18 protein-coding genes are annotated in these 18,979 nt (G+C 32.4%); 6 read left to right on the forward strand and 12 right to left on the reverse strand.

Features of this window, described 5'->3' with window-relative positions; genetic code table 11:
* Nucleotides 1–50: 50 nt before the first annotated feature.
* The 4 genes from Q0921_RS15355 to Q0921_RS15370 all read right to left on the reverse strand — a co-directional run bounded on the left by Q0921_RS15355 (nt 51) and on the right by Q0921_RS15370 (nt 6,432).
* Entirely contained in the window at nt 51–2,522 is a 2,472-nt protein-coding gene (locus tag Q0921_RS15355; protein ID WP_299258372.1) for a ribonucleoside-diphosphate reductase subunit alpha, read from the reverse strand.
* A gap of 316 nt (nt 2,523–2,838) precedes the next feature.
* Nucleotides 2,839–3,816, reverse strand: a complete 978-nt coding sequence (locus tag Q0921_RS15360) for a ribonucleotide-diphosphate reductase subunit beta (protein ID WP_299258374.1) — start codon at nt 3,814–3,816, stop codon at nt 2,839–2,841.
* Nucleotides 3,817–4,253: 437 nt separating this feature from the next.
* Nucleotides 4,254–4,988, reverse strand: coding sequence for a hypothetical protein (locus Q0921_RS15365; RefSeq protein ID WP_299258376.1), 735 nt, complete (start codon nt 4,986–4,988; stop codon nt 4,254–4,256).
* A gap of 88 nt (nt 4,989–5,076) precedes the next feature.
* Entirely contained in the window at nt 5,077–6,432 is a 1,356-nt protein-coding gene (locus Q0921_RS15370) for an OmpA family protein (protein WP_299258378.1), read from the reverse strand.
* 106 nt (nt 6,433–6,538) lie between these two features.
* Between Q0921_RS15370 and Q0921_RS15375 the strand changes: the two genes are divergently transcribed.
* Nucleotides 6,539–7,081, forward strand: a complete 543-nt coding sequence (locus tag Q0921_RS15375; RefSeq protein WP_299258380.1) for a sigma-70 family RNA polymerase sigma factor — start codon at nt 6,539–6,541, stop codon at nt 7,079–7,081.
* Nucleotides 7,082–7,816 (forward strand): hypothetical protein, encoded by a 735-nt coding sequence (locus tag Q0921_RS15380; RefSeq protein WP_299258382.1) that lies wholly within the window; start codon nt 7,082–7,084, stop codon nt 7,814–7,816. It abuts the gene before it with no gap.
* Between the two features lie 5 nt (nt 7,817–7,821).
* On the opposite strand, the gene Q0921_RS15385 is transcribed toward Q0921_RS15380, so the two are convergent.
* The 3 genes from Q0921_RS15385 to Q0921_RS15395 all read right to left on the reverse strand — a co-directional run bounded on the left by Q0921_RS15385 (nt 7,822) and on the right by Q0921_RS15395 (nt 12,020).
* Nucleotides 7,822–10,497, reverse strand: coding sequence for a CHAT domain-containing protein (locus Q0921_RS15385; RefSeq protein ID WP_299258384.1), 2,676 nt, complete (start codon nt 10,495–10,497; stop codon nt 7,822–7,824).
* Between the two features lie 219 nt (nt 10,498–10,716).
* The gene (locus tag Q0921_RS15390; RefSeq protein ID WP_299258385.1) at nt 10,717–11,370 is read right to left on the reverse strand and encodes a hypothetical protein; all 654 of its coding nucleotides are present in this window, start codon (nt 11,368–11,370) and stop codon (nt 10,717–10,719) included.
* An 80-nt stretch (nt 11,371–11,450) separates the two neighbouring features.
* Nucleotides 11,451–12,020, reverse strand: a complete 570-nt coding sequence (locus Q0921_RS15395) for a DUF3109 family protein (RefSeq protein ID WP_299258387.1) — start codon at nt 12,018–12,020, stop codon at nt 11,451–11,453.
* A gap of 114 nt (nt 12,021–12,134) precedes the next feature.
* Between Q0921_RS15395 and Q0921_RS15400 the strand changes: the two genes are divergently transcribed.
* Together Q0921_RS15400 and Q0921_RS15405 are read left to right on the forward strand one after the other, a co-directional pair.
* Nucleotides 12,135–12,707 carry a MarC family protein gene (locus tag Q0921_RS15400; RefSeq protein WP_299258389.1) on the forward strand — a complete coding sequence of 191 codons (573 nt, stop codon included), beginning with the start codon at nt 12,135–12,137 and terminating at the stop codon, nt 12,705–12,707.
* The gene (locus tag Q0921_RS15405; protein ID WP_299258391.1) at nt 12,708–12,908 is read left to right on the forward strand and encodes a hypothetical protein; all 201 of its coding nucleotides are present in this window, start codon (nt 12,708–12,710) and stop codon (nt 12,906–12,908) included.
* 18 nt (nt 12,909–12,926) lie between these two features.
* Here Q0921_RS15405 and Q0921_RS15410 read toward each other — a convergent pair whose 3' ends face one another.
* From Q0921_RS15410 to Q0921_RS15430, 5 genes are all read right to left on the reverse strand, one after another.
* Nucleotides 12,927–13,241 carry a hypothetical protein gene (locus tag Q0921_RS15410; RefSeq protein WP_299258393.1) on the reverse strand — a complete coding sequence of 105 codons (315 nt, stop codon included), beginning with the start codon at nt 13,239–13,241 and terminating at the stop codon, nt 12,927–12,929.
* A 48-nt stretch (nt 13,242–13,289) separates the two neighbouring features.
* The gene (locus tag Q0921_RS15415) at nt 13,290–13,583 is read right to left on the reverse strand and encodes a hypothetical protein (protein WP_299258395.1); all 294 of its coding nucleotides are present in this window, start codon (nt 13,581–13,583) and stop codon (nt 13,290–13,292) included.
* A gap of 15 nt (nt 13,584–13,598) precedes the next feature.
* Entirely contained in the window at nt 13,599–15,161 is a 1,563-nt protein-coding gene (locus tag Q0921_RS15420) for a S41 family peptidase (RefSeq protein ID WP_366520007.1), read from the reverse strand.
* Between the two features lie 20 nt (nt 15,162–15,181).
* Nucleotides 15,182–15,613: a dCMP deaminase family protein gene (locus Q0921_RS15425; protein ID WP_299258399.1), complete on the reverse strand. Its 432-nt coding sequence runs from the start codon at nt 15,611–15,613 to the stop codon at nt 15,182–15,184.
* An 83-nt stretch (nt 15,614–15,696) separates the two neighbouring features.
* Complete coding sequence (locus Q0921_RS15430) at nt 15,697–16,281, reverse strand: HupE/UreJ family protein (RefSeq protein WP_299258401.1); 585 nt, start codon at nt 16,279–16,281, stop codon at nt 15,697–15,699.
* A 218-nt stretch (nt 16,282–16,499) separates the two neighbouring features.
* On the opposite strand from Q0921_RS15430, the gene Q0921_RS15435 reads away from it, so the two are divergent.
* Both Q0921_RS15435 and uxaC read left to right on the forward strand, forming a co-directional pair.
* Nucleotides 16,500–17,315 (forward strand): mechanosensitive ion channel domain-containing protein, encoded by an 816-nt coding sequence (locus Q0921_RS15435; RefSeq protein WP_299258403.1) that lies wholly within the window; start codon nt 16,500–16,502, stop codon nt 17,313–17,315.
* 198 nt (nt 17,316–17,513) lie between these two features.
* Nucleotides 17,514–18,923 carry a glucuronate isomerase gene (gene uxaC, locus Q0921_RS15440; protein ID WP_299258405.1) on the forward strand — a complete coding sequence of 470 codons (1,410 nt, stop codon included), beginning with the start codon at nt 17,514–17,516 and terminating at the stop codon, nt 18,921–18,923.
* Nucleotides 18,924–18,979: the final 56 nt, after the last annotated feature.

Genomic DNA, 18,979 nt, shown 5'->3' on the forward strand with positions numbered 1-18,979 from the left:
GGAAGCTTCTATACAGAAAACTTCCCTTTTGCCCTATATAAATGGTCTTTTTAAGACCCACACATTAAACAATCATCTCCCTCTGCTTCTTTTGATTGTGCAATAATCGCACGAAGCTCCTCCGGAGTCAAGGCTGTCCCTTCTGCAGCAACTTGCACTGCTTCAGGTTCTGGTTGTGTTTTGGGAGCAGATTGTGCTTCCATTACTTGTGCTGCTGCAACTGCTACTTGTTCTGCTTGCGGCTGTTCTTTCTTTTCCGTTTTAAGTGTAAACTTAATCGCATCTACAGCAGACTTAGTTCTCAGGTAATACATACCTGTTTTTAATCCACTCTTCCAAGCATAGAAATGCATTGAAGTAAGTTTTGCCATTGTAGCACCTTCCATAAATAGATTTAGTGATTGAGACTGATCAATAAAATACCCTCTGTGACGAGACATATCGATAATATCTTTCATACTCAATTCCCAAACTGTCTTATAAAGCTCTTTAAGATCCTGAGGGATGATATCTATATTTTGAATAGATCCATTAGCACGCATAATCGCATCCTTAAGATCATCACTCCATAAATTTAATTGTACAAGATCTTCTAAAAGGTGTTTATTTACTACAATAAATTCTCCTGATAATACGCGCCTTGTATATATATTACTTGTATATGGTTCAAAAGCTTCATTATTTCCTAAGATCTGAGAAGTTGATGCTGTTGGCATAGGAGCCACTAATAATGAGTTACGCACTCCATTCTCTTGTACTTCTTTTCTAAGACTAGACCAATCCCAACGACCACTTAGTTCTTCGTCTTTAATTCCCCATAAGTTATACTGGAATTCTCCTTTAGAAATAGGTGATCCTTCATATGTTTGATACGGTCCATCTGTTGTAGCTTCTTCCATAGATGCAGTAACAGCTGCAAAGTATAAGGTTTCAAAAATCTCTTGATTTAATTTTTTAGCCTCATCACTAGTAAAAGGTAAACGTAACTCGATAAAAGCATCTGCTAATCCCTGCACACCTAATCCAATAGGACGGTGACGCATATTAGAATTTTCAGCTTCTTTTACGGGATAATAATTACGATCAATTACCCTATTAAGATTTTTAGTAACTCTCTTTGTAATTCTAAAAAGTTCTTCGTGATCAAACGTTCCGTTTTTCACAAACATTGGCAATGCAATAGAAGCCAAATTACATACAGCTACTTCATCAGGGCTTGTATATTCTATGATCTCTGTACATAAATTAGAAGAACGGATTGTACCTAAATTCTGCTGATTGGATTTGCGATTTGCTGCATCTTTATACAACATATATGGAGTTCCAGTCTCGATCTGAGATTCTAGAATTTTTTCCCAAAGCTCTCTTGCTTTTATAGTTCTACGACCTTTTCCTGCTGCTTCGAAACTTAAATATGCTTCCTCAAACGCATCACTATGGATATCAAACAACCCAGGACATTCATTAGGACACATTAATGTCCATTCTGCATCATCCTGCACACGTTTCATAAATAAATCCGGAATCCACATTGCATAGAATAAATCACGTGCTCGCATTTCCTCTTTACCATGGTTTTTCTTAAGGTCTAAGAAATCAAAAATATCAGCATGCCAAGGTTCCACATAGATTGCGAAAGAACCTTTACGTTTTCCTCCACCTTGATCCACATAACGCGCTGTATCATTATACACTTGTAACATTGGAACAATTCCATTAGAAGTTCCATTTGTACCTGCAATATATGAACCTGTAGCACGAACATTATGTATAGATAATCCTATTCCACCCGCAGATTGAGAGATCTTAGCCGTTTGCTTTAGCGTATCATAAATACCATCAATACTATCATCTTTCATTGCTAAAAGGAAACAAGATGACATTTGTGGTTTTGGTGTTCCTGAATTAAATAATGTTGGTGTTGCGTGTGTAAAATATTTTTTAGACATCAACTCATACGTTTCTATTGCTGCATCCAGATCATTTAGATGAATCCCAATAGAAACTCTCATTAGCATATGCTGAGGACGTTCTGCAATCTTACCATTAATTTTTAATAAGTAAGAGCGCTCTAATGTTTTAAAACCAAAATAATCGTATCCAAAATCGCGGTTATATATAATCGTAGAGTCTAACTTTTCCTTGTTAGTCATAATTACATCATATACATCATCCGCAATTAGCGGACCTTTCTTACCATTTCTAGGATTTACATATTCATACAAATCTGTAACTACTTCAGAAAATGTCTTTTTCGTATTTTTATGTAGATTCGAAACCGAAATACGAGCAGCCAATTTAGCGTAATCAGGATGGGCAATCGTCATAGTAGCAGCAATTTCTGCAGCCAGATTATCCAGTTCACTAGTAGTTACCCCATCATACAATCCTTCAATCACTCTCATTGCTACTTTCACTGGATCGACAAGAGCATTTAATCCATAACATAACTTCCTTACCCTTGCGGTAATTTTGTCAAACATAATTGGCTCCTTGTGACCGTCTCTTTTTACTACATACATACGCTTTTGGTTTTATAAAATTCTCCTTCTGAAGAACGTGATATTAATTTGTGTTATTTTTCTCCTTTACTGAAATCCGTAATAGATAATTATAAGTGATTCCCCCAGAAATCAGATACTAAAAAGAAACCCCTGATAATAACCAGCGTTATTCTTATTAAGTAAAATATAATTATATGACTTTCGCCTTCTTTCGTTTTTTTTATAAAGCTTATAGAAAGCTTTATCAAACTGAGCTAATCATTATTCAAATAGAAGTTCTATTCTTGATTAGCTCAGAATGAATGTATTTTTATTTTAAAATGAATTTTAAAGCTTAAAAATCAGCATCAAAACTTATTTTATTTTCTCCTGTATCTTTATTAAGCACTCCTGCTTTTTGGTATTCTGAAACTCGTTTTTCAAAGAAATTAGTTTTCCCTTGTAACGAAATCATATCCATAAAATCAAACGGATTAGCAGTACCGTATTCTTTTTCACACTCTAGCTCTACTAATAATCTGTCAGTAACAAATTCTAAGTATTGCGTCATTAATTTAGAATTCATCCCAATCAAACTCACAGGAAGTGATTCAGTAACAAATTCTCTTTCTATATTTAAAGCATCTACTATAATCGAACGAATTCTTTCTTTAGGCACTTTATTTACCAAGTGTTTATTATGTAAATGCACTGCAAAATCACAATGCACACCTTCATCTCTAGAAATTAACTCATTAGAAAAAGTAAGACCTGGCATTAAACCACGTTTCTTTAACCAAAAAATTGAACAAAATGCTCCAGAAAAGAATATCCCTTCTACTGCAGCAAATGCAATTAAACGTTCTGCAAAAGAATCTGATTCAATCCATTTTAAAGCCCAATCTGCTTTTTTCTTAATTGCAGGAAAATTATCTATTGCTTTAAACAAAATATCTTTTTCCTTTTCATCTTTCACATAGGTGTCGATCAATAAAGAATAGGTTTCAGAATGGATATTCTCCATCATAATCTGAAAACCATAAAAGAATTTTGCTTCACTATACTGAACTTCGTTTACAAAATTCTCTGCAAGATTTTCATTTACAATTCCGTCTGAAGCGGCAAAGAATGCTAAAATATGTTTAATGAAATATCGCTCATCATTTGTTAATTTAGTTGCCCAATCAGTAATGTCCTGATGTAAATCAATTTCTTCAGCTGTCCAGAAACTAGCCTCTGATTTTTTGTACCAATCCCAAATATCATGATGTTTGATAGGAAAAATTACAAATCTGTCTTTATTTTCTTGCAAGATCGGCTCTACTGCATTCATCTTTTTTCTTTTAGCTAGTTTTATGTTTTTTTCTTTTCCGCTACGGACTAACAAAGATCAAAAAATGTGCTAGAAGTTTCACAAAAAGTTAGCAAACGTTTTCAACAAAGTTTTCAACACGACGGGAATTAACGGTTAAAATCCAGTAATTAACAAATTATACTTAAATCATTGATTATTAGATTTTTAATCATAAATAAAAAGATATAAACAACGTTGTTAGTAACCTCAGTAATTACTTATTTTTCACCTGCTAACACCGTTTTTTATAGTAAAAAAACAAAACCTAAAAACCATCGATTCTACGGTAAAACCACAGGCTAATAAATGCGAAAAAAAAACATTTTTTTTTAAATATTTATAATAAAAAAAGGAAAAATCATATACAAATGATGTATATAATTTTTCCTAATAATCTTTTTAATACTTTTTTGATTCTAAGGCCAAGAAAAAGTTTCTCCTGTACCATGGTTTGTATACACTCCTGTTCCATTAGATGACCAAACAAAACTTTCCGTTAAAACTCCTGCTTCGTAAGCTTTTATAGATCCAGATTGATCTATTTCATTAAAAACAAGTTCTATTTTGTCATTATTTCCATCTTCTATTGTAAAATTAATGATACTTCCTGTTTTATTGTAAGTCATTGACAAGAACTCTCCATCTTCTCCATTAAACCTTACTTCAAAAAAAGTACCATCTCTACTAATTCTACCTTCATAAAAGTTTCTACGAATACCACCTTCTTCAATATCGTATGTAAAATAATCAAAAGCAGCATCTGATGTTACCGTATAATACAATGTAACTCCACCATAGCTCCATATCCAAGTACGCGTATTTTGACCACTTTTACCAATACTACTTTGTTGTTCTGCATCATTAGGAATTGACAGAAAGATAGATGAATACGCTAACGCCTGCACTTGTAACGATGCTAATGAAAAAACAGCATTGGATGCATAGGTATTTTCTGTGGCGTACTGTTCCATCGCTTCAGGCGCTTCAATATTCTCTATAGATCCCTGATATTGCTCTATACGTTCTTGAATATTTTCTAATTGATTTTCGTTTTCTAAAACTAATCCATCGTCTTCACTACTACAAGATTGAAATATAGCAGCAACGGCTATCATCAATAACATACTTATTCTCTTTACTCTTAAATTCATTGTGTTTTCTTTTAATTGTTAGATAATTTATTATTTAGTGTTTAAGAAACTACTGAGGTAAACATTTGAGAAATTATTTTTAAAAAAATTAAATCTTTTTAAATTCTACTCTTCTGTTTTTTGCCTTAGCCTCTAATGTATTTTCAGCAGCAATCGGGTCACTTTCCCCTTTACCATCCGTTTTCAACCTAGAGGCATCAACTCCAAATTCATTTACAAGTATTTCCTTAACAGATACTGCTCTTTTTTCAGAAAGTTTTTGATTAAAAACATCATCTCCATCTGTATCTGTATGACCTGTGATTAGAACTTTTACATCAGTATGATCAGAAAGAACATTAGCAATTTTTTTAATTGTACCGTAAGATTCCGGTTTTATGGTAGCTTTTCCAGTATCAAAAGTAATTCCATAAGTAACCAACTTACCTTCTGTAATTAGCTTATTTCGCATATCAGGTTTGCCAACTGCATACCTAATATTACCTAAATAGTAAAATGTATTTTCTGGTGTCGTTTCTGAGAAAAATTTTAAATTCTTAATTACTACATTTTTTTCAAATGCCCTAGGTATATCAAACACCTTTTGTTCATCTATATACACTCTCATTCTTTGTTTTTGTTTCCAAATAGAAATGTGCATCTTTTTACCTCTACCATTATTATCTTTATTTAGCTTTCCAAATTTTTTATCAGAGCGTAGATTTAAATTACGATCTGAACAATATTTCTGAATATCAACTTTTCCGCCACCACTTATTCCTCCTCGAATAACGAAAGAGAATCCGTTTTTTCCAGGAGTCCCTTTTTGTAATTCATACCCTGAATTTTTCACATCAGAAAAAACAACGTGGAGATCACGCTTATAAGCATATTTAGACACATCAAAATCAAACACTATATCATATTCTAAAGTAAAATTTTCAGGAAATTCTTCTATAAATTCCGGAACATAAGATCCAGTCCCTGTTCCTATTTGGATAAAGCGACTTTCTTGATTATTAAGAGTAACTACCTCTGCCGAATTAGAAGAGTTCCAACGTGCAGGCAAATCACCGATTTCATCCTGGCTAAAATCTTCGAAGGCAATTATTTTTTCTCCAGCCACAAAATCAAACTTAGAATACGCGGTAAAGGAAGGTTCTCGATTTTCAGTTTCATTTATTGCTCTTTCTTCTTTATTATTAGAAGAAATGACTGCTCCTTTTTTCTTCTTCTTTTTACTCTTGCTTTTCTTCTTCTTTTTGGATTTTCCATCAACTGTATCGTCAATCGTTTTACTTGTCTTTTTTGATACTTTTTCTTCTGTTTTCTTTAGAACGGTTTTCTCAGCAGCTTTCTCAGCAGTTTGCGCCACTTTTTTCCAGAACTGGGCTTCTACTTGCTGAGGGATTAGTAAAAGAAAAAAGATTACCGATATTCCCGTGATATGTTTTATAGTTTTCATAATTCTTATGTTTGGTTTTATCTCTTTGTGTGATTTTTATAAAAAAGGTTAACTTTATCTCCGGAAAATAAGATGAGGCTATTACCCTATAGTAAGGTTACAACGTATGAAGGAAGAACTCTTAACGCTAAAAAAAGGTCATAATCAAGCCTTAGAAAAGATTTACAATGAGTATCGTAATGCTTTTTTGCAGTTTGCTAAAAAATATGATCTAGATCATGATGCTCTTATAGATGTATATCAAGAGGCATTTATTGCATTACGTGAGCATGCAATTAATGGTAAACTAGATCATATAAAAAGTTCTATTAAAACATATTTATTTAGTATTGGGAAATACATGATCTATGATCAGCTCAAAAAACAGAAAAAAACTATTTCTTATGAAAACAGTGTGGATTATACAGAAACTTCTGATACACCAGAAATTTTTGAAGAACCACAGTTAACCCCAGAACAACAATTATTAAGACAGCATTTTAAAAATCTGGGGAAACGTTGTCAAGAAATGTTAACCTTATTCTATTATCGAGGACTAACTATTGATGAGATTGCAGAAAACTTAGGCTATGAAAGTAAAAATGTAGTAAAAAGCCAGAAATCTCGTTGCTTAAAATCCTTAAAAGAATTAATTAAAACCCCCGCATAAATGGAACGAGAAGAGCTAATAGACAAGCATTTACAATCAGAACTGACTCCGGCGGAAAAAGATCAGTTTAACAGCTTATTAGAAAATGATGCATCATTCAGAAAAGATGTTGAATTACATAAAAACTTAAAAGTAGTTTCTGGCACTGAAGATAGAGATCAGTTAAGGAAAAGCATGGCAGCTTTCGAAGCTAAAATTGTAGCGAATGAAACTAAAGTCATACCCTTGTTTAATTACAAAAAATTATTGGTTGCTGCCTCTATATTATTAATAATTGGTATTGGCGGAATAACATTCCTGAATCCTTTTGCAATAGACACTAATGAATTATATGCGGATAATTTCGAACCTTACAAAAACGTGGTAACCCCAATTGTTCGTGGTGAGAATGATGAAAATGAAGAAGTTATTGCATTCACTTCTTACGAAAGCAAAGAATATGAACTAGCTACAGATCAGTTTGCAAAACTGTATGAAACAACGAAAAGACCTTATTTCCTTTTATATCAAGCAAATTCTTTACTAGCATCAGACAATGTGAATGAAGCAATTCCATTATTAGAACAGCATGTCTCACTAAATGATCAACTATCAGAAAGAGGAAAATGGTATTTATCCCTGGCGTACCTAAAAGAAAATAGAAAAAAAGATGCCATCGCCATATTAGAAGAGATGGCTGAAAAAGGAAGTTTTAAAAAGAGTGATGTTGAGCAACTACTAAATCAACTAAGATAAAATCTTTATTTCGAACTTTTTAGTTTCCTGACAATTACTAACAGAACTGGGATAATAAGCAATAACAACCACCAGAAATAAGAAGCACTTGTCTGAAGCGCCGTAGTATCACCCGAAATCATAAACCCTGACCAATAATAAGGATGGGTTAACAACTCATCCTCAGCTGTTTTTAAATACGTTAGTTTTGCTTCGCGCAACGCTTTATCTTTTGAGAATGATGCATCTAGGTTTTTATAAAATTCTTGCATCAACTCTGAGGTAGTCTGATCATTAATTTTCCATAAAGTTGTGACTAGAGATTTAGCACCTGCATAACTAAATCCTCTTGCTAAACTTAGCATTCCTTCACCTTTCTGAAGCTTTCCTAATCCAGTCTGACAGGCACTTAATGTTACTAAATCTGCATTGATATTATACTCGTAGAGGTCTTTCACATACAACAAACTTGATTCACCTTTGTTATTTGGAGCAAATGCAAGGTAGGAATAGTCGGGATGTTCATCATTTGCCGCTGCGTGTGTAGCAAAATGAAGCATATTATACGTTTGAGAATTTTCTAAAAAGGATACTAAAGAAGCTTCATTGCCCGTAACAGCTTTTCCGTCAAAGAATTTCGTTATTTGATCTGCCTCATCTGTATTATACAACAATGGCCCAAAATCAGATCTATCTTGCCGAACATTGACACTCGTTTTACCAAAAGTCGGAGCATATGCCAGTAACCGGTTCTTATCCGTTTTAATTTTATTTTGCTGTTCTTTAAGTAAGGTCGCTGAATTTATATAAGAAATCTGATACTCCTGAATCAAATAATCGGATTGATCTTTTGATGCAGACAATGCATCAAACGGCAAATAATTTAATATATCATCTGGAATTATAATTAATTCTTTGGATTGAATCTTTTTTAAAGGTTCTTTTAGAATATTTTCATATATCGAATATCCTTCTTTATAAATCTCAGATAACTGCTTACTATTTACCTTTGATACTAATGAATAAAATTTAGTAATCCTTTCGCGATCTATATTTCCGAAAGGAATTTTATAAAAGCTTTTTGCGTCATTTTCTATCGTAATCAAAAATAAATCTGTGTCTGTAGAAAAATAACTTAATAGCGCTTTACTTTTGATAAGTTCTGAGGTAATCTCTTCTAAACTAACCACTTCTGCATTATATTTTAGATCATAATACTTAGGATAGTTACGCTCAATATCGGAGATAAAATTATAATACCTATTTTTTAATTGAAATAACGAATCAAAAACTACCATATTAGACTTTTGGCTAAAAAACTTCTTTTCTAAATGAATAATATTTGCTCTAAACTGCTGTTCTCGATCAATTACATCTTCAGGAACACCTCCATAAGAACTAGCCTGTGTACTCCTAGTAGCTTCTAACAACAACACGCTTTTACTTTTCTCCGTAAAGTAAAAAGCATCTGTAATATAAGATGATTCTTTGGTAGTACTAAAAAGATCGTATGCAACTTCTACCATACTATGAAAAGCTGGGTACATCTCTGATAGTAGAAACTGTTTATCAACCTTACTTTCGAACTCAGGTTTTAACAAATCTAACGCTTCTATAATCGCATAAGACGTTGCTAACGCCACCTTAAGATCTTCTAATTCTTTACTTTGCTTGTATAATAACTTTAGTGCTTCTAGTTTTTCTTTAAAAACCTTCACTAGTTCCAATTTAGATAATACTTTTTTGGGGTTAGGATTATCTTTAATATTGGCATTCTCAAAATCCGGTGCCAATTGCATCAATGCTTCTTGATAAAACTGGAGCGCTTTTTTGGGATCACCTTTAGCCACATACAATCTACCTAATCTAGAAAATGCTTCTGCTATGTCCTGATGTTTTTGATTTTGTCTATACGTTTTGGTTTTAGATACGTATGATTGATAGAAATTTTCTGCCTTATCAAATTGCTGATCTGACGTATATATATCACCGTATAAAAGCTCTGCTTTCCGCTCAAAAGCATCATTTTCTGAATAATACTGTTCGCTTTCTTTTAGCGTACTGATTGCTTTTGGAATACTATCCTGAAGCAGATAGTTTTGAGATAGGCGTTGATAAGTAGAGAGAAGGTTGTTTTTAAATCTTGGGTTGTCACTTTGTAAAATATAGTAAGATAAAGATTCTTTAAACAATTGATTTGCATTTTTATAATCTTTTTCTTTTTCAAAAACTCTCGCCAACCTGACTTTAGTTCCGGCAACCCGTAATTTTATACTTTCAATCTGATAATTCTCTCCAATTAAGAGGCCTTTTTTATAAAAATCTTTTGCTAACTTATTCTCACCGGTTGCTTCATTAATAGAAGCCAAATAATTATAAGTACTAAATAAAAGGGTTTTATCTGGAGTTGAAATAGAATCTAACTCTTTATCTATCAACAGAACAAGAAGTTCTTGGAAGCTATTAGCAGCAGCATCATAATTTTTAACCTTAAAATTATAATTCCCTTTTTGTATCAAAAAGTTTTTTATATAATCATTTTTTTCATAGAGTGTATCAAAACGTTTATCAAAATTAACCATCGAATCCATTCGGCGTAAATTCTTTCGTAAAGATTTTAAATTATAATGATAATCGTCGGCGGTAATCAGGTACGTTATGTTAGATAATTTCCAATCAAAACTATCAATGTCGTAAGACAATTTTAAACTTTTGTCAAGATATTTGTGTACACTATCGTTATTAACATACAAATAAGGCAAACCACGATTAAAAAGGTTTTCTATATTGCTTAGGTTTTTCGAACTCTGGCAGAACAAAAAATTAATCCCTAAAAGGAAAAAAAAAGGTGTATATTTCTTTTTCATAAAAAAAGCTCTCAATAATTTGAGAGCTAATTTAATTATTATTTATTTAGGTTACTAAAGGTTAATATTTCCTTCTATAGAATAGGTGATAATATCACCTACTGGTTCAAAAAATTTAGTAATTTGTATTGTCACGTTTCCTTGAAAGTCAATTGCATCATTAATTGAAATTACACTTAATCCAGTATCTTCAAAATCGGAAATGTTTCCGAATTCAGCAATGACTTCCTGATTTTCTGTAAAGACAGTTACTGCAAAACCTTCGTCATTACCTGCTACTAATACTTCTTGAAGTCTAGTAAAATCCAAATTTGTGAAACAACTACAAGGACTCGGTGGTGGTGGTATCGGAGGTAATCTTGGAACTCTTCCTCTGAATGCTACATTCTCTAAGGCACTATCGATTTGCCCATTTAGAAAATTGATTTGCTCTGTGTTGGTTTCTCTTCTTGACTCAAGCTCTTCTAATTGCGCTTGTAAATCCTGATTGTCTGGATCTCCTGCTAACTCTTCTTCGATTGATGTAATCTCTTCGACAATGAGATCATCTTGTCTACTTAAATATAAAACATGAAGATCCTGTTCTAAAAATGTTCCTGTTTCTTCTGCATCAGGAACATCAACATCGGAAACTAAATCATCGTCACTACAGCCAAATGGAACTGCAGCGAGCATAAAAAGTCCGATACATACTTGAATTGTTTTCATAAAATTATTGTTTTGGTTTTTTTATTAGTATCCCTTTTTCCCTAAAAGGTTAACATTTATTACAATAAAAATAATGAAAATTATTTTTTAAGGTCTTCAGCTACTTTTTCTAGTTCCATATACCAATCTTCTCCAAACTTACGGATCAATGCTTGCTTCACGAATTTATACACCGGTACTTGTAGTTCTTTACCAAGTGTACAAGCATCATCACATATTTCCCATTTATGATAATTCACAGCAGAAAACTCTGTATAATCCTGGACTCTAACAGGGTATAAATGGCAGGATATTGGTTTCTTCCAATCCACTTCTCCTTGGTTATAAGCCTCTTCAATAGCACATAATGCTGTCCCTTTTTTATCAAATATCACATAAGCACAATCCGCCCCATCAATTAGTGGAGTTTCTAATTCCTCATGTGGTGTTTTAATATAAGTACCTTGTTTTTCTATTGCTTCGATTCCTTCTTTTCGAAGATAGGGTTTTATAATAGGGTAGATTTCCTTAAGTTTTTGGGCTTCTGACTCTTCTAATGGTGCTCCTGCTTCGCCATCAATGCAACACGCTCCTTTACAAGCGGAAAGATTACACACAAAATCTTTTTCTATGATATCTTCCGAAACTATGGTTTTTCCTAATTGAAACATATCGCTAAGATAGTTTTATGAAAGATATTTTTTACTGATTATTTATCTTTTTATGCTACTTTTACTATGTGAAGTCTATGTATTTTTGTGCCAACTTTAAAAAATCTACTAAAAATGAACTTTGACTTAAAAGAGATACTGACTGCGAGTATGATACTCTTTGCAGTAATTGATATTGTAGGTAGCATTCCTATTATTATTGATCTACGTAAAAAAGTAGGACATATACAAAGCGAAAAAGCCTCCCTGGTAGCAGCCATATTAATGATCCTATTTTTATTTGTAGGTAAAGAGATACTTAATCTTATTGGTATCGATGTGAATTCTTTTGCTGTAGCTGGTGCTTTTATCATATTCTTTCTAGCGCTAGAAATGATACTAGGTATTCAGTTATATAAAGATGATGAGCCAGAAACTGCCGCGGTTGTTCCCTTAGCATTTCCACTTATAGCTGGAGCTGGAACGATGACTTCTATCCTATCTCTTAGAGCAGAATACCAACCGATTAATATCGTAATTGCCATTGTTATCAATATCATATTTGTTTATATCGTTTTAAAATCTTCTGGAAAGATTGAAAAGGTTTTAGGTAAACAAGGAATTAACGTTGTCCGTAAGATATTTGGTGTAATTTTGTTGGCTATTGCTGTAAAACTATTTGCAACTAATATAAAAGGCTTATTCTAGATGAAATATTTTATTTACCTCCTGATTATAGTAGCTACTTCTTTGATGGTATACAATACAACTGTTTTGGATTTTAAAAATCTCCTGGAAGGAGATAGTAAAACTGCGCTCATTAGTATTCTGGCCTCTGCCTGTGTTGTAATTTTACTATTGATTTTATTAGTTTCTAGAGCTATTCAACAAAAACGTGGAACTAGATAAGTAGATTAGTAAAGATCCCTAAGCAATAAATGGTATCAAGAAACAAGCTATGATTACTGGCGGTAGTGATATGACCGCAAGAATCATAAATAGGTTATGTAATTTCCTAAAGACAAGTGCCTTTTTTAAAGACTTTTTTAGTTTTACATCTTCGGTACTCTCAATATGTTCCCTAATTAAATCTCCGGACACATATGAAGAATCCACAAGAATTTCGTTATCTAAAAAAATAGAAGCACTATTATCTAACAATCTAAATGCTACAGCCACAATAAAGAAAAAAAGTGGAGAACAAATTGCAATTGCTATTAGATACTCTGTTAATTCTGACATATTTTGGGGGCTTATATTTATTTACATTTGTATTCTATTTTGCCAAAACTACCCGAAGAAAATATTTCTTGTAATTACCCAACCAATAGTTGTTATAGATACTAGCAAACAAAAATTATGAATATTTCTAATTACAAGAACTCTTTTCAAACTTTTTTTGAAATCTATTTCATTTTCGTTAAAAATATACTTTTTTAGTAATGATCGAGATATGTAAGAGGATTCTATATAAATACTATGCTTAAGCAAAATAGAACCGCTATTATCAATTAACCGAAGTATCGCAGCAGCAATAAAAGATATAAATGCTATAACAACCAGAAAATCATCAGAAATTAACATATCACTTTGTTTTAGTTATGTACTATCGGATATAGATAAAACTTTTTGAATCATTTTATCGTCTTTATTAATAATTTTTTCGAATGCACTGGTTCCAAATAACTGCTGAGCCATAATAGCTTTCAGATATTTCTTTAATTGATCTCTATAATTTTGTAAATTAATATCTACTCCTCTTTTTCTAGTATAAATTAGAAATCCATCTGCAAAATCATCGTCAATTTCTATTTCTTGCTTAAACTGTTCTGGAGTAAGCTTATTATAAAAATCTCTTTTCTTATCGAGTTCTTCGAATATGTATCCACCCATTCTTCCAGATCTTAACATATAATCCAGTGTCTCTCCAACTCTGGTCGTGTCCTTACTTACAAAGATATCAGGTATGATCCCTCCTCCTCCATATACAGTTTTACCTCCTGGTGTTTTAAATCTCAAAGAATCTGCAACTTGTATACTATCTACATTTTGCAATTCACCATTTTTATATCGTTCTAAATATTCATTAAAATACTCTTTATTACCATTCTCATATGGTTTCTGAATAGATCGCCCCGTTGGAGTATAATATCTTGAAATCGTTAGTCTAATCGCACTACCATCTCCTAACGCCATCTCTCTTTGAACCAATCCTTTCCCATAAGAGCGTCTTCCGACAATTGTTCCTCTATCATTATCTTGAATGGCTCCAGCAAAAATTTCGCTTGCAGATGCAGAATTCTCATTAATTAACACATAGACATTTCCTTTTTCGAAACTTCCATTACGCGTAGCGTAATTATTTTCGATGGCTCCCTTTTTGTTTTTGGTAAACATGATAAGCTTATCATTTTCTAAGAACTCATCTGCCATTTTTAAAGCAGGAGCAATAAACCCACCTCCATTATCCCTTAGATCAACAACTAAAGTCTCTGCTCCAAGATCCTGTAAGGAATCTAATGCATTTTTAAACTCCTTATATGTAGTTTCAGCAAAGCGATTTACTTTTATATAACCTAAATTTTCTTTTAGCATATAACTAGCATCCACACTTTTTAGTGGCACTCTGCCTCGCTTAACGACTACATCAAATATACCTTTACCTTTTCTATAAACTTTTAACTGAACCTGACTATTTAGTTCTCCTTTTAGCTTATCTGCTAATCCATCTCTTCTTAAACGCTCTCCATAAAGAGTATCTTTATCTGCCATCAGAATTCGATCACCTGCCATAATTCCTGATCGTTGGCTTGGACCACCTTTTATAGTGTTAATTACAGAAATGGTATCTCTATAAGGATAGTAACTTACTCCAATACCAATAAAATCACCTTGCATGCTTTCTGTGATTCCTTCTAGCTCTTCTGGAGGTATATATACCGAATGTGGATCCAGATTCTCGAGAATCCTGTTTACTGTGACATCTACAATACTATCCGTATTGATTTCATCAACATACTCATAGTCAATGTAATCAATTAGGCGGTTTAATTTTTCTTTTTTTGCATTGTAGGAAAATAACTTAGCAGATGGATTGCTAAAATCGAGTTTACTACCTAAAAAAACTCCCGCTCCCATCGCCAAACCAATAAATAATGGCAAGTATTTTTTTGAATAACCCATTAATCGTCTAAATCACTAATCTTTTCTATTTCTACTCCAGCTTTTTCTAAAAATAAAAGTCCTGAATTATCTTTATATCCTTTTTGATATACTATCCTCTTAATTCCGGCCTGATGAATCAATTTACTGCACTCCTTACAAGGTGATAACGTAATATATAATGTGGATCCCTTGCAAGATTGCGTCGAAGAAGCAACTTTAGATATCGCATTAGCTTCAGCATGAAGCACGTACCATTTAGTATATCCTTCTTCATCTTCACAAGGATTTTCGAAACCTGTAGGAGTTCCATTAAATCCATCAGAAATAATCATTCTATCTTTAACAATAACCGCACCAACTTTTTTTCTCTCACAATGAGATAACTTTCCCCACTCTCTAGCTATTCTAAGATACGCTTTGTCATATTTTAGTTGTTTTTTTTTTGACATATAAAAAATGGATGATATCTATATTTAATAAAATACGAATATATTATGACTATGTGTCAAATACAACCCTAATTGACAATAAATTACCATATTTTGTTTGAAATTATCATCGGAATAACCATCCCTATTACTATTGAAGAAATGACTAGCATCCAATCTCGTTTAGAGAACCTAAAAATCGTTTGAATAATAAAACTAATTATAAGAACTATAATCACTACAATAAGTTGTGCAAGCTCTATCCCTAAAGCAAATTCCATCAATGGTAAAATTTTAGAACTAACATTACTACTAATTGCATTAAAAAAACTAGAAAAGCCTAATCCGTGAATTAGTCCAAAGAAAATTGTAGTGGCATATAGCACACCTATTTTATTTTTACCTGCAGTTTTTCCGGCAGTAAAAACATTAAATATTGCTGCTGCCAAAATTGTTAGAGGGATTAAAAACTCCACGAGTTTAGAGTTTACAGAAACCACATCATACACTGCTAAAAACAAAGAAGTAGTATGACCTAACGTAAATAAAGTAACCAGTAAAAGAATCCTTTTCCAGTTATCAAAAGTGTAAGCAACGGTAAGTACAATTAAGAATAGAATATGATCGTACGCTTGCCAATCTAATACATGGTGGAAACCAAGCTTTAAGTAAAGCCAAAATTCGGACATAATTTTAGGGTTGTTTGATGCTGCCTAATGTACAATTAAAAAGAACAAACCAGAAGTTATGTAGGAACTCTTATCAAAAATTTAGGATTAAATGGTTTTTTAAGGGATCAAATGGTCATTTATCGAATTTTCATTATTCTTAAAGAGCATATTATGTTTTCAAAAACATAAATCATTAATTTTAAGATTCACAAATCATAAATTTTAAAAAGTTATATATGGATATTCAAAAATGGTTAGATAAAGGATTAGATTTTATTGTAGATTTTGGGCCCAAGGTGGTAGGCGCAATTCTAATATGGGTTGTAGGTTCTTGGATCATTAAAAAATTGATGAAAAGTGTTTCTAAACTCATGAAGGCTAGAAATTACGATGAAAGTTTGCAAAAATTTCTTGTCAACCTTGTTGGTTGGATTATGAAAATATTATTAATTCTAGCAGTGCTAGGTACTGTTGGTGTAGAAACCACATCGTTTGCAGCCATTCTTGCAGCTGCTGGTTTAGCGATAGGTTTAGCTTTACAGGGATCTTTAGGTAATTTTGCCGGAGGTGTACTTATTATGATCTTTAAACCTTTTAAAATTGGAGACTTAATAGAAGCCCAAGGAGTTTTAGGTGTTGTAAAAGAAATAGAGATTTTTACCACAAAATTATCAACTCCAGATAACAAAGAAGCTATTATTCCTAATGGAACCTTGTCTAATGGTAATATTATCAATTACTCTTCTCAAGGAACACTAAGAGTGGACCTAAATATTGGTATTGGTTATGGAGATGATATCAAAAAAGCTAAAGACGTTATTATGAAAGTCCTTACGGATAACCCTAAAGTTTTAAAAGATCCTGCTCCTACTGTTGCTGTTAGTGAGCTAGGAGATAATGCTATAAACTTAGTAGTAAGACCTAATGTAATGGTAGCGGATTATTGGGATGTTTACTTTGGAGCTCTAGAAGAATCTAAAAGGGCATTGGATACTGCTGGAATTTCAATCCCATATCCACAACGAGATGTTCATATTCATAATGTAAAATAATCATACAAAAAGAGGCCTCATTATAAGAGGCCTTTTTTTTTGCGATTGGAAGAAACGCTATTAAGTTGATATCATCATTCTAGTCATTTAAATTATAAATATTGCAAGTATTGTACAATTCTCTACCCAAAAATAAATCATTAGATACTACGCCCTAGGTATATTGCAATAGCATAATAAACCAGACCTTCTAGCCATATGAAAGCTATATCTACTTTTATCAACAATGATTTTTTACTACAAAACAAATTCTCCAAAATCTTATATCATTCTTATGCTAAACATCTACCTATCATAGATTATCACAATCATCTATCCCCGGAAGATATTTACAAAAACAGAAGATTTAATACTATTACGGAAGCATGGTTACAAGGAGACCATTATAAATGGCGTGCTATGCGAACATTGGGTATTAATGAAAATTTTATCACTGGAAAATCTGCCGATAAAGAAAAATTCCTAAAATGGGCAGAAACTGTTCCATATACTATACGGAATCCGTTGTTTCATTGGTCACATATGGAACTTGAGAAACACTTTTCGATCAATGAATTACTATCACCGAATACAGCCGAAAAAATTTATGAAGTAAGTAATGAACAACTTCAAAATTCTACTCATTCAACTCAGGAATTACTACAAATGAATAACGTTGATGTAATCTGTACTACAGACGATCCAATTGACACTCTTGATTCTCATAAAGCTTATGCTACTCAAGAAAAATCAATGAAACTCTTACCTACTTTTAGACCAGACAAATCATATGCTGTAGAAAATTCTTTATCTTATGCAAACTACCTTCATAAACTAGGAAAAAAATCCAATATCGAAATTAAAAGTTTTGGGGATCTTCTATTGGCACTAGAAAACAGAATTGATTACTTCCATAATGCAGGCTGTAGATTATCTGATCATGGATTAGAGAACTTATATTTTTTCTCTGCAGGAGCTTATAATATTGACCAAATTTTCAAAAAAATAAAATCACAACAACCACTTAATTTTGTAGAGATTAATTATTTTAAATTCGAGGTTTTATCTTATCTAAGTACTTGTTACCATAAAAGAGGATGGATACAGCAATTCCACTTAGGTGCTATTAGAAACAATAACGAAAGGCTTTTACAAAAGCTTGGCCCAGATACTGGATTTGATTCGATAGGAGATTATTCTCAAGCTAAAAATCTAAGTGGTTTTTTAAACTCTTTAGATAAAACAGACCAATTACCTAAAACCATTATCTACAATCTAAATCCTTCTGACAACGAAGTTTTTGCATCTATGGTTGGTAATTTTAATGACGGAAGCATTAAAGGGAAAGTTCAATATGGCGCGGCCTGGTGGTTTTTGGATCAAAAAGATGGTATAGAAAAACATTTAAACACCTTATCAAATCTTGGTATGCTAAGTTGTTTTGTTGGAATGCTTACTGACTCAAGAAGTTTTTTATCTTTTCCAAGACATGATTATTTTCGTCGTATTCTTTGTAATCTACTTGGTGAAGATGTAAAAAATGGAATGTTACCCACCGATGAAAAGTGGTTAGGGAAAATTGTTTCTGATATCTGTTATCATAACGCCAAAGAATATTTTCCTTTCTAAAAAAGTAGGGAAGATATCAAAAGACACCTTCCCCACAAACAATTCAAAAACTAACA

The organism is uncultured Aquimarina sp. (assembly GCF_947496855.1).
In the GTDB taxonomy this organism is placed as follows: domain Bacteria; phylum Bacteroidota; class Bacteroidia; order Flavobacteriales; family Flavobacteriaceae; genus Aquimarina.

Excerpts from the sequence above, each read along its gene's own strand:
- Q0921_RS15355 (WP_299258372.1), bottom strand. The coding sequence starts at position 2,522 with ATGTATGTAGTAAAAAGAGACGGTCACAAGGAGCCAATTATGTTTGAC.
- Q0921_RS15360 (WP_299258374.1), bottom strand. The coding sequence starts at position 3,816 with ATGAATGCAGTAGAGCCGATCTTGCAAGAAAATAAAGACAGATTTGTA.
- Q0921_RS15365 (WP_299258376.1), bottom strand. The coding sequence starts at position 4,988 with ATGAATTTAAGAGTAAAGAGAATAAGTATGTTATTGATGATAGCCGTT.
- Q0921_RS15370 (WP_299258378.1), bottom strand. The coding sequence starts at position 6,432 with ATGAAAACTATAAAACATATCACGGGAATATCGGTAATCTTTTTTCTT.
- Q0921_RS15375 (WP_299258380.1), top strand. The coding sequence starts at position 6,539 with ATGAAGGAAGAACTCTTAACGCTAAAAAAAGGTCATAATCAAGCCTTA.
- Q0921_RS15380 (WP_299258382.1), top strand. The coding sequence starts at position 7,082 with ATGGAACGAGAAGAGCTAATAGACAAGCATTTACAATCAGAACTGACT.
- Q0921_RS15390 (WP_299258385.1), bottom strand. The coding sequence starts at position 11,370 with ATGAAAACAATTCAAGTATGTATCGGACTTTTTATGCTCGCTGCAGTT.
- Q0921_RS15395 (WP_299258387.1), bottom strand. The coding sequence starts at position 12,020 with ATGTTTCAATTAGGAAAAACCATAGTTTCGGAAGATATCATAGAAAAA.
- Q0921_RS15400 (WP_299258389.1), top strand. The coding sequence starts at position 12,135 with ATGAACTTTGACTTAAAAGAGATACTGACTGCGAGTATGATACTCTTT.
- Q0921_RS15405 (WP_299258391.1), top strand. The coding sequence starts at position 12,708 with ATGAAATATTTTATTTACCTCCTGATTATAGTAGCTACTTCTTTGATG.
- Q0921_RS15410 (WP_299258393.1), bottom strand. The coding sequence starts at position 13,241 with ATGTCAGAATTAACAGAGTATCTAATAGCAATTGCAATTTGTTCTCCA.
- Q0921_RS15415 (WP_299258395.1), bottom strand. The coding sequence starts at position 13,583 with ATGTTAATTTCTGATGATTTTCTGGTTGTTATAGCATTTATATCTTTT.
- Q0921_RS15425 (WP_299258399.1), bottom strand. The coding sequence starts at position 15,613 with ATGTCAAAAAAAAAACAACTAAAATATGACAAAGCGTATCTTAGAATA.
- Q0921_RS15430 (WP_299258401.1), bottom strand. The coding sequence starts at position 16,281 with ATGTCCGAATTTTGGCTTTACTTAAAGCTTGGTTTCCACCATGTATTA.
- Q0921_RS15435 (WP_299258403.1), top strand. The coding sequence starts at position 16,500 with ATGGATATTCAAAAATGGTTAGATAAAGGATTAGATTTTATTGTAGAT.
- uxaC (WP_299258405.1), top strand. The coding sequence starts at position 17,514 with ATGAAAGCTATATCTACTTTTATCAACAATGATTTTTTACTACAAAAC.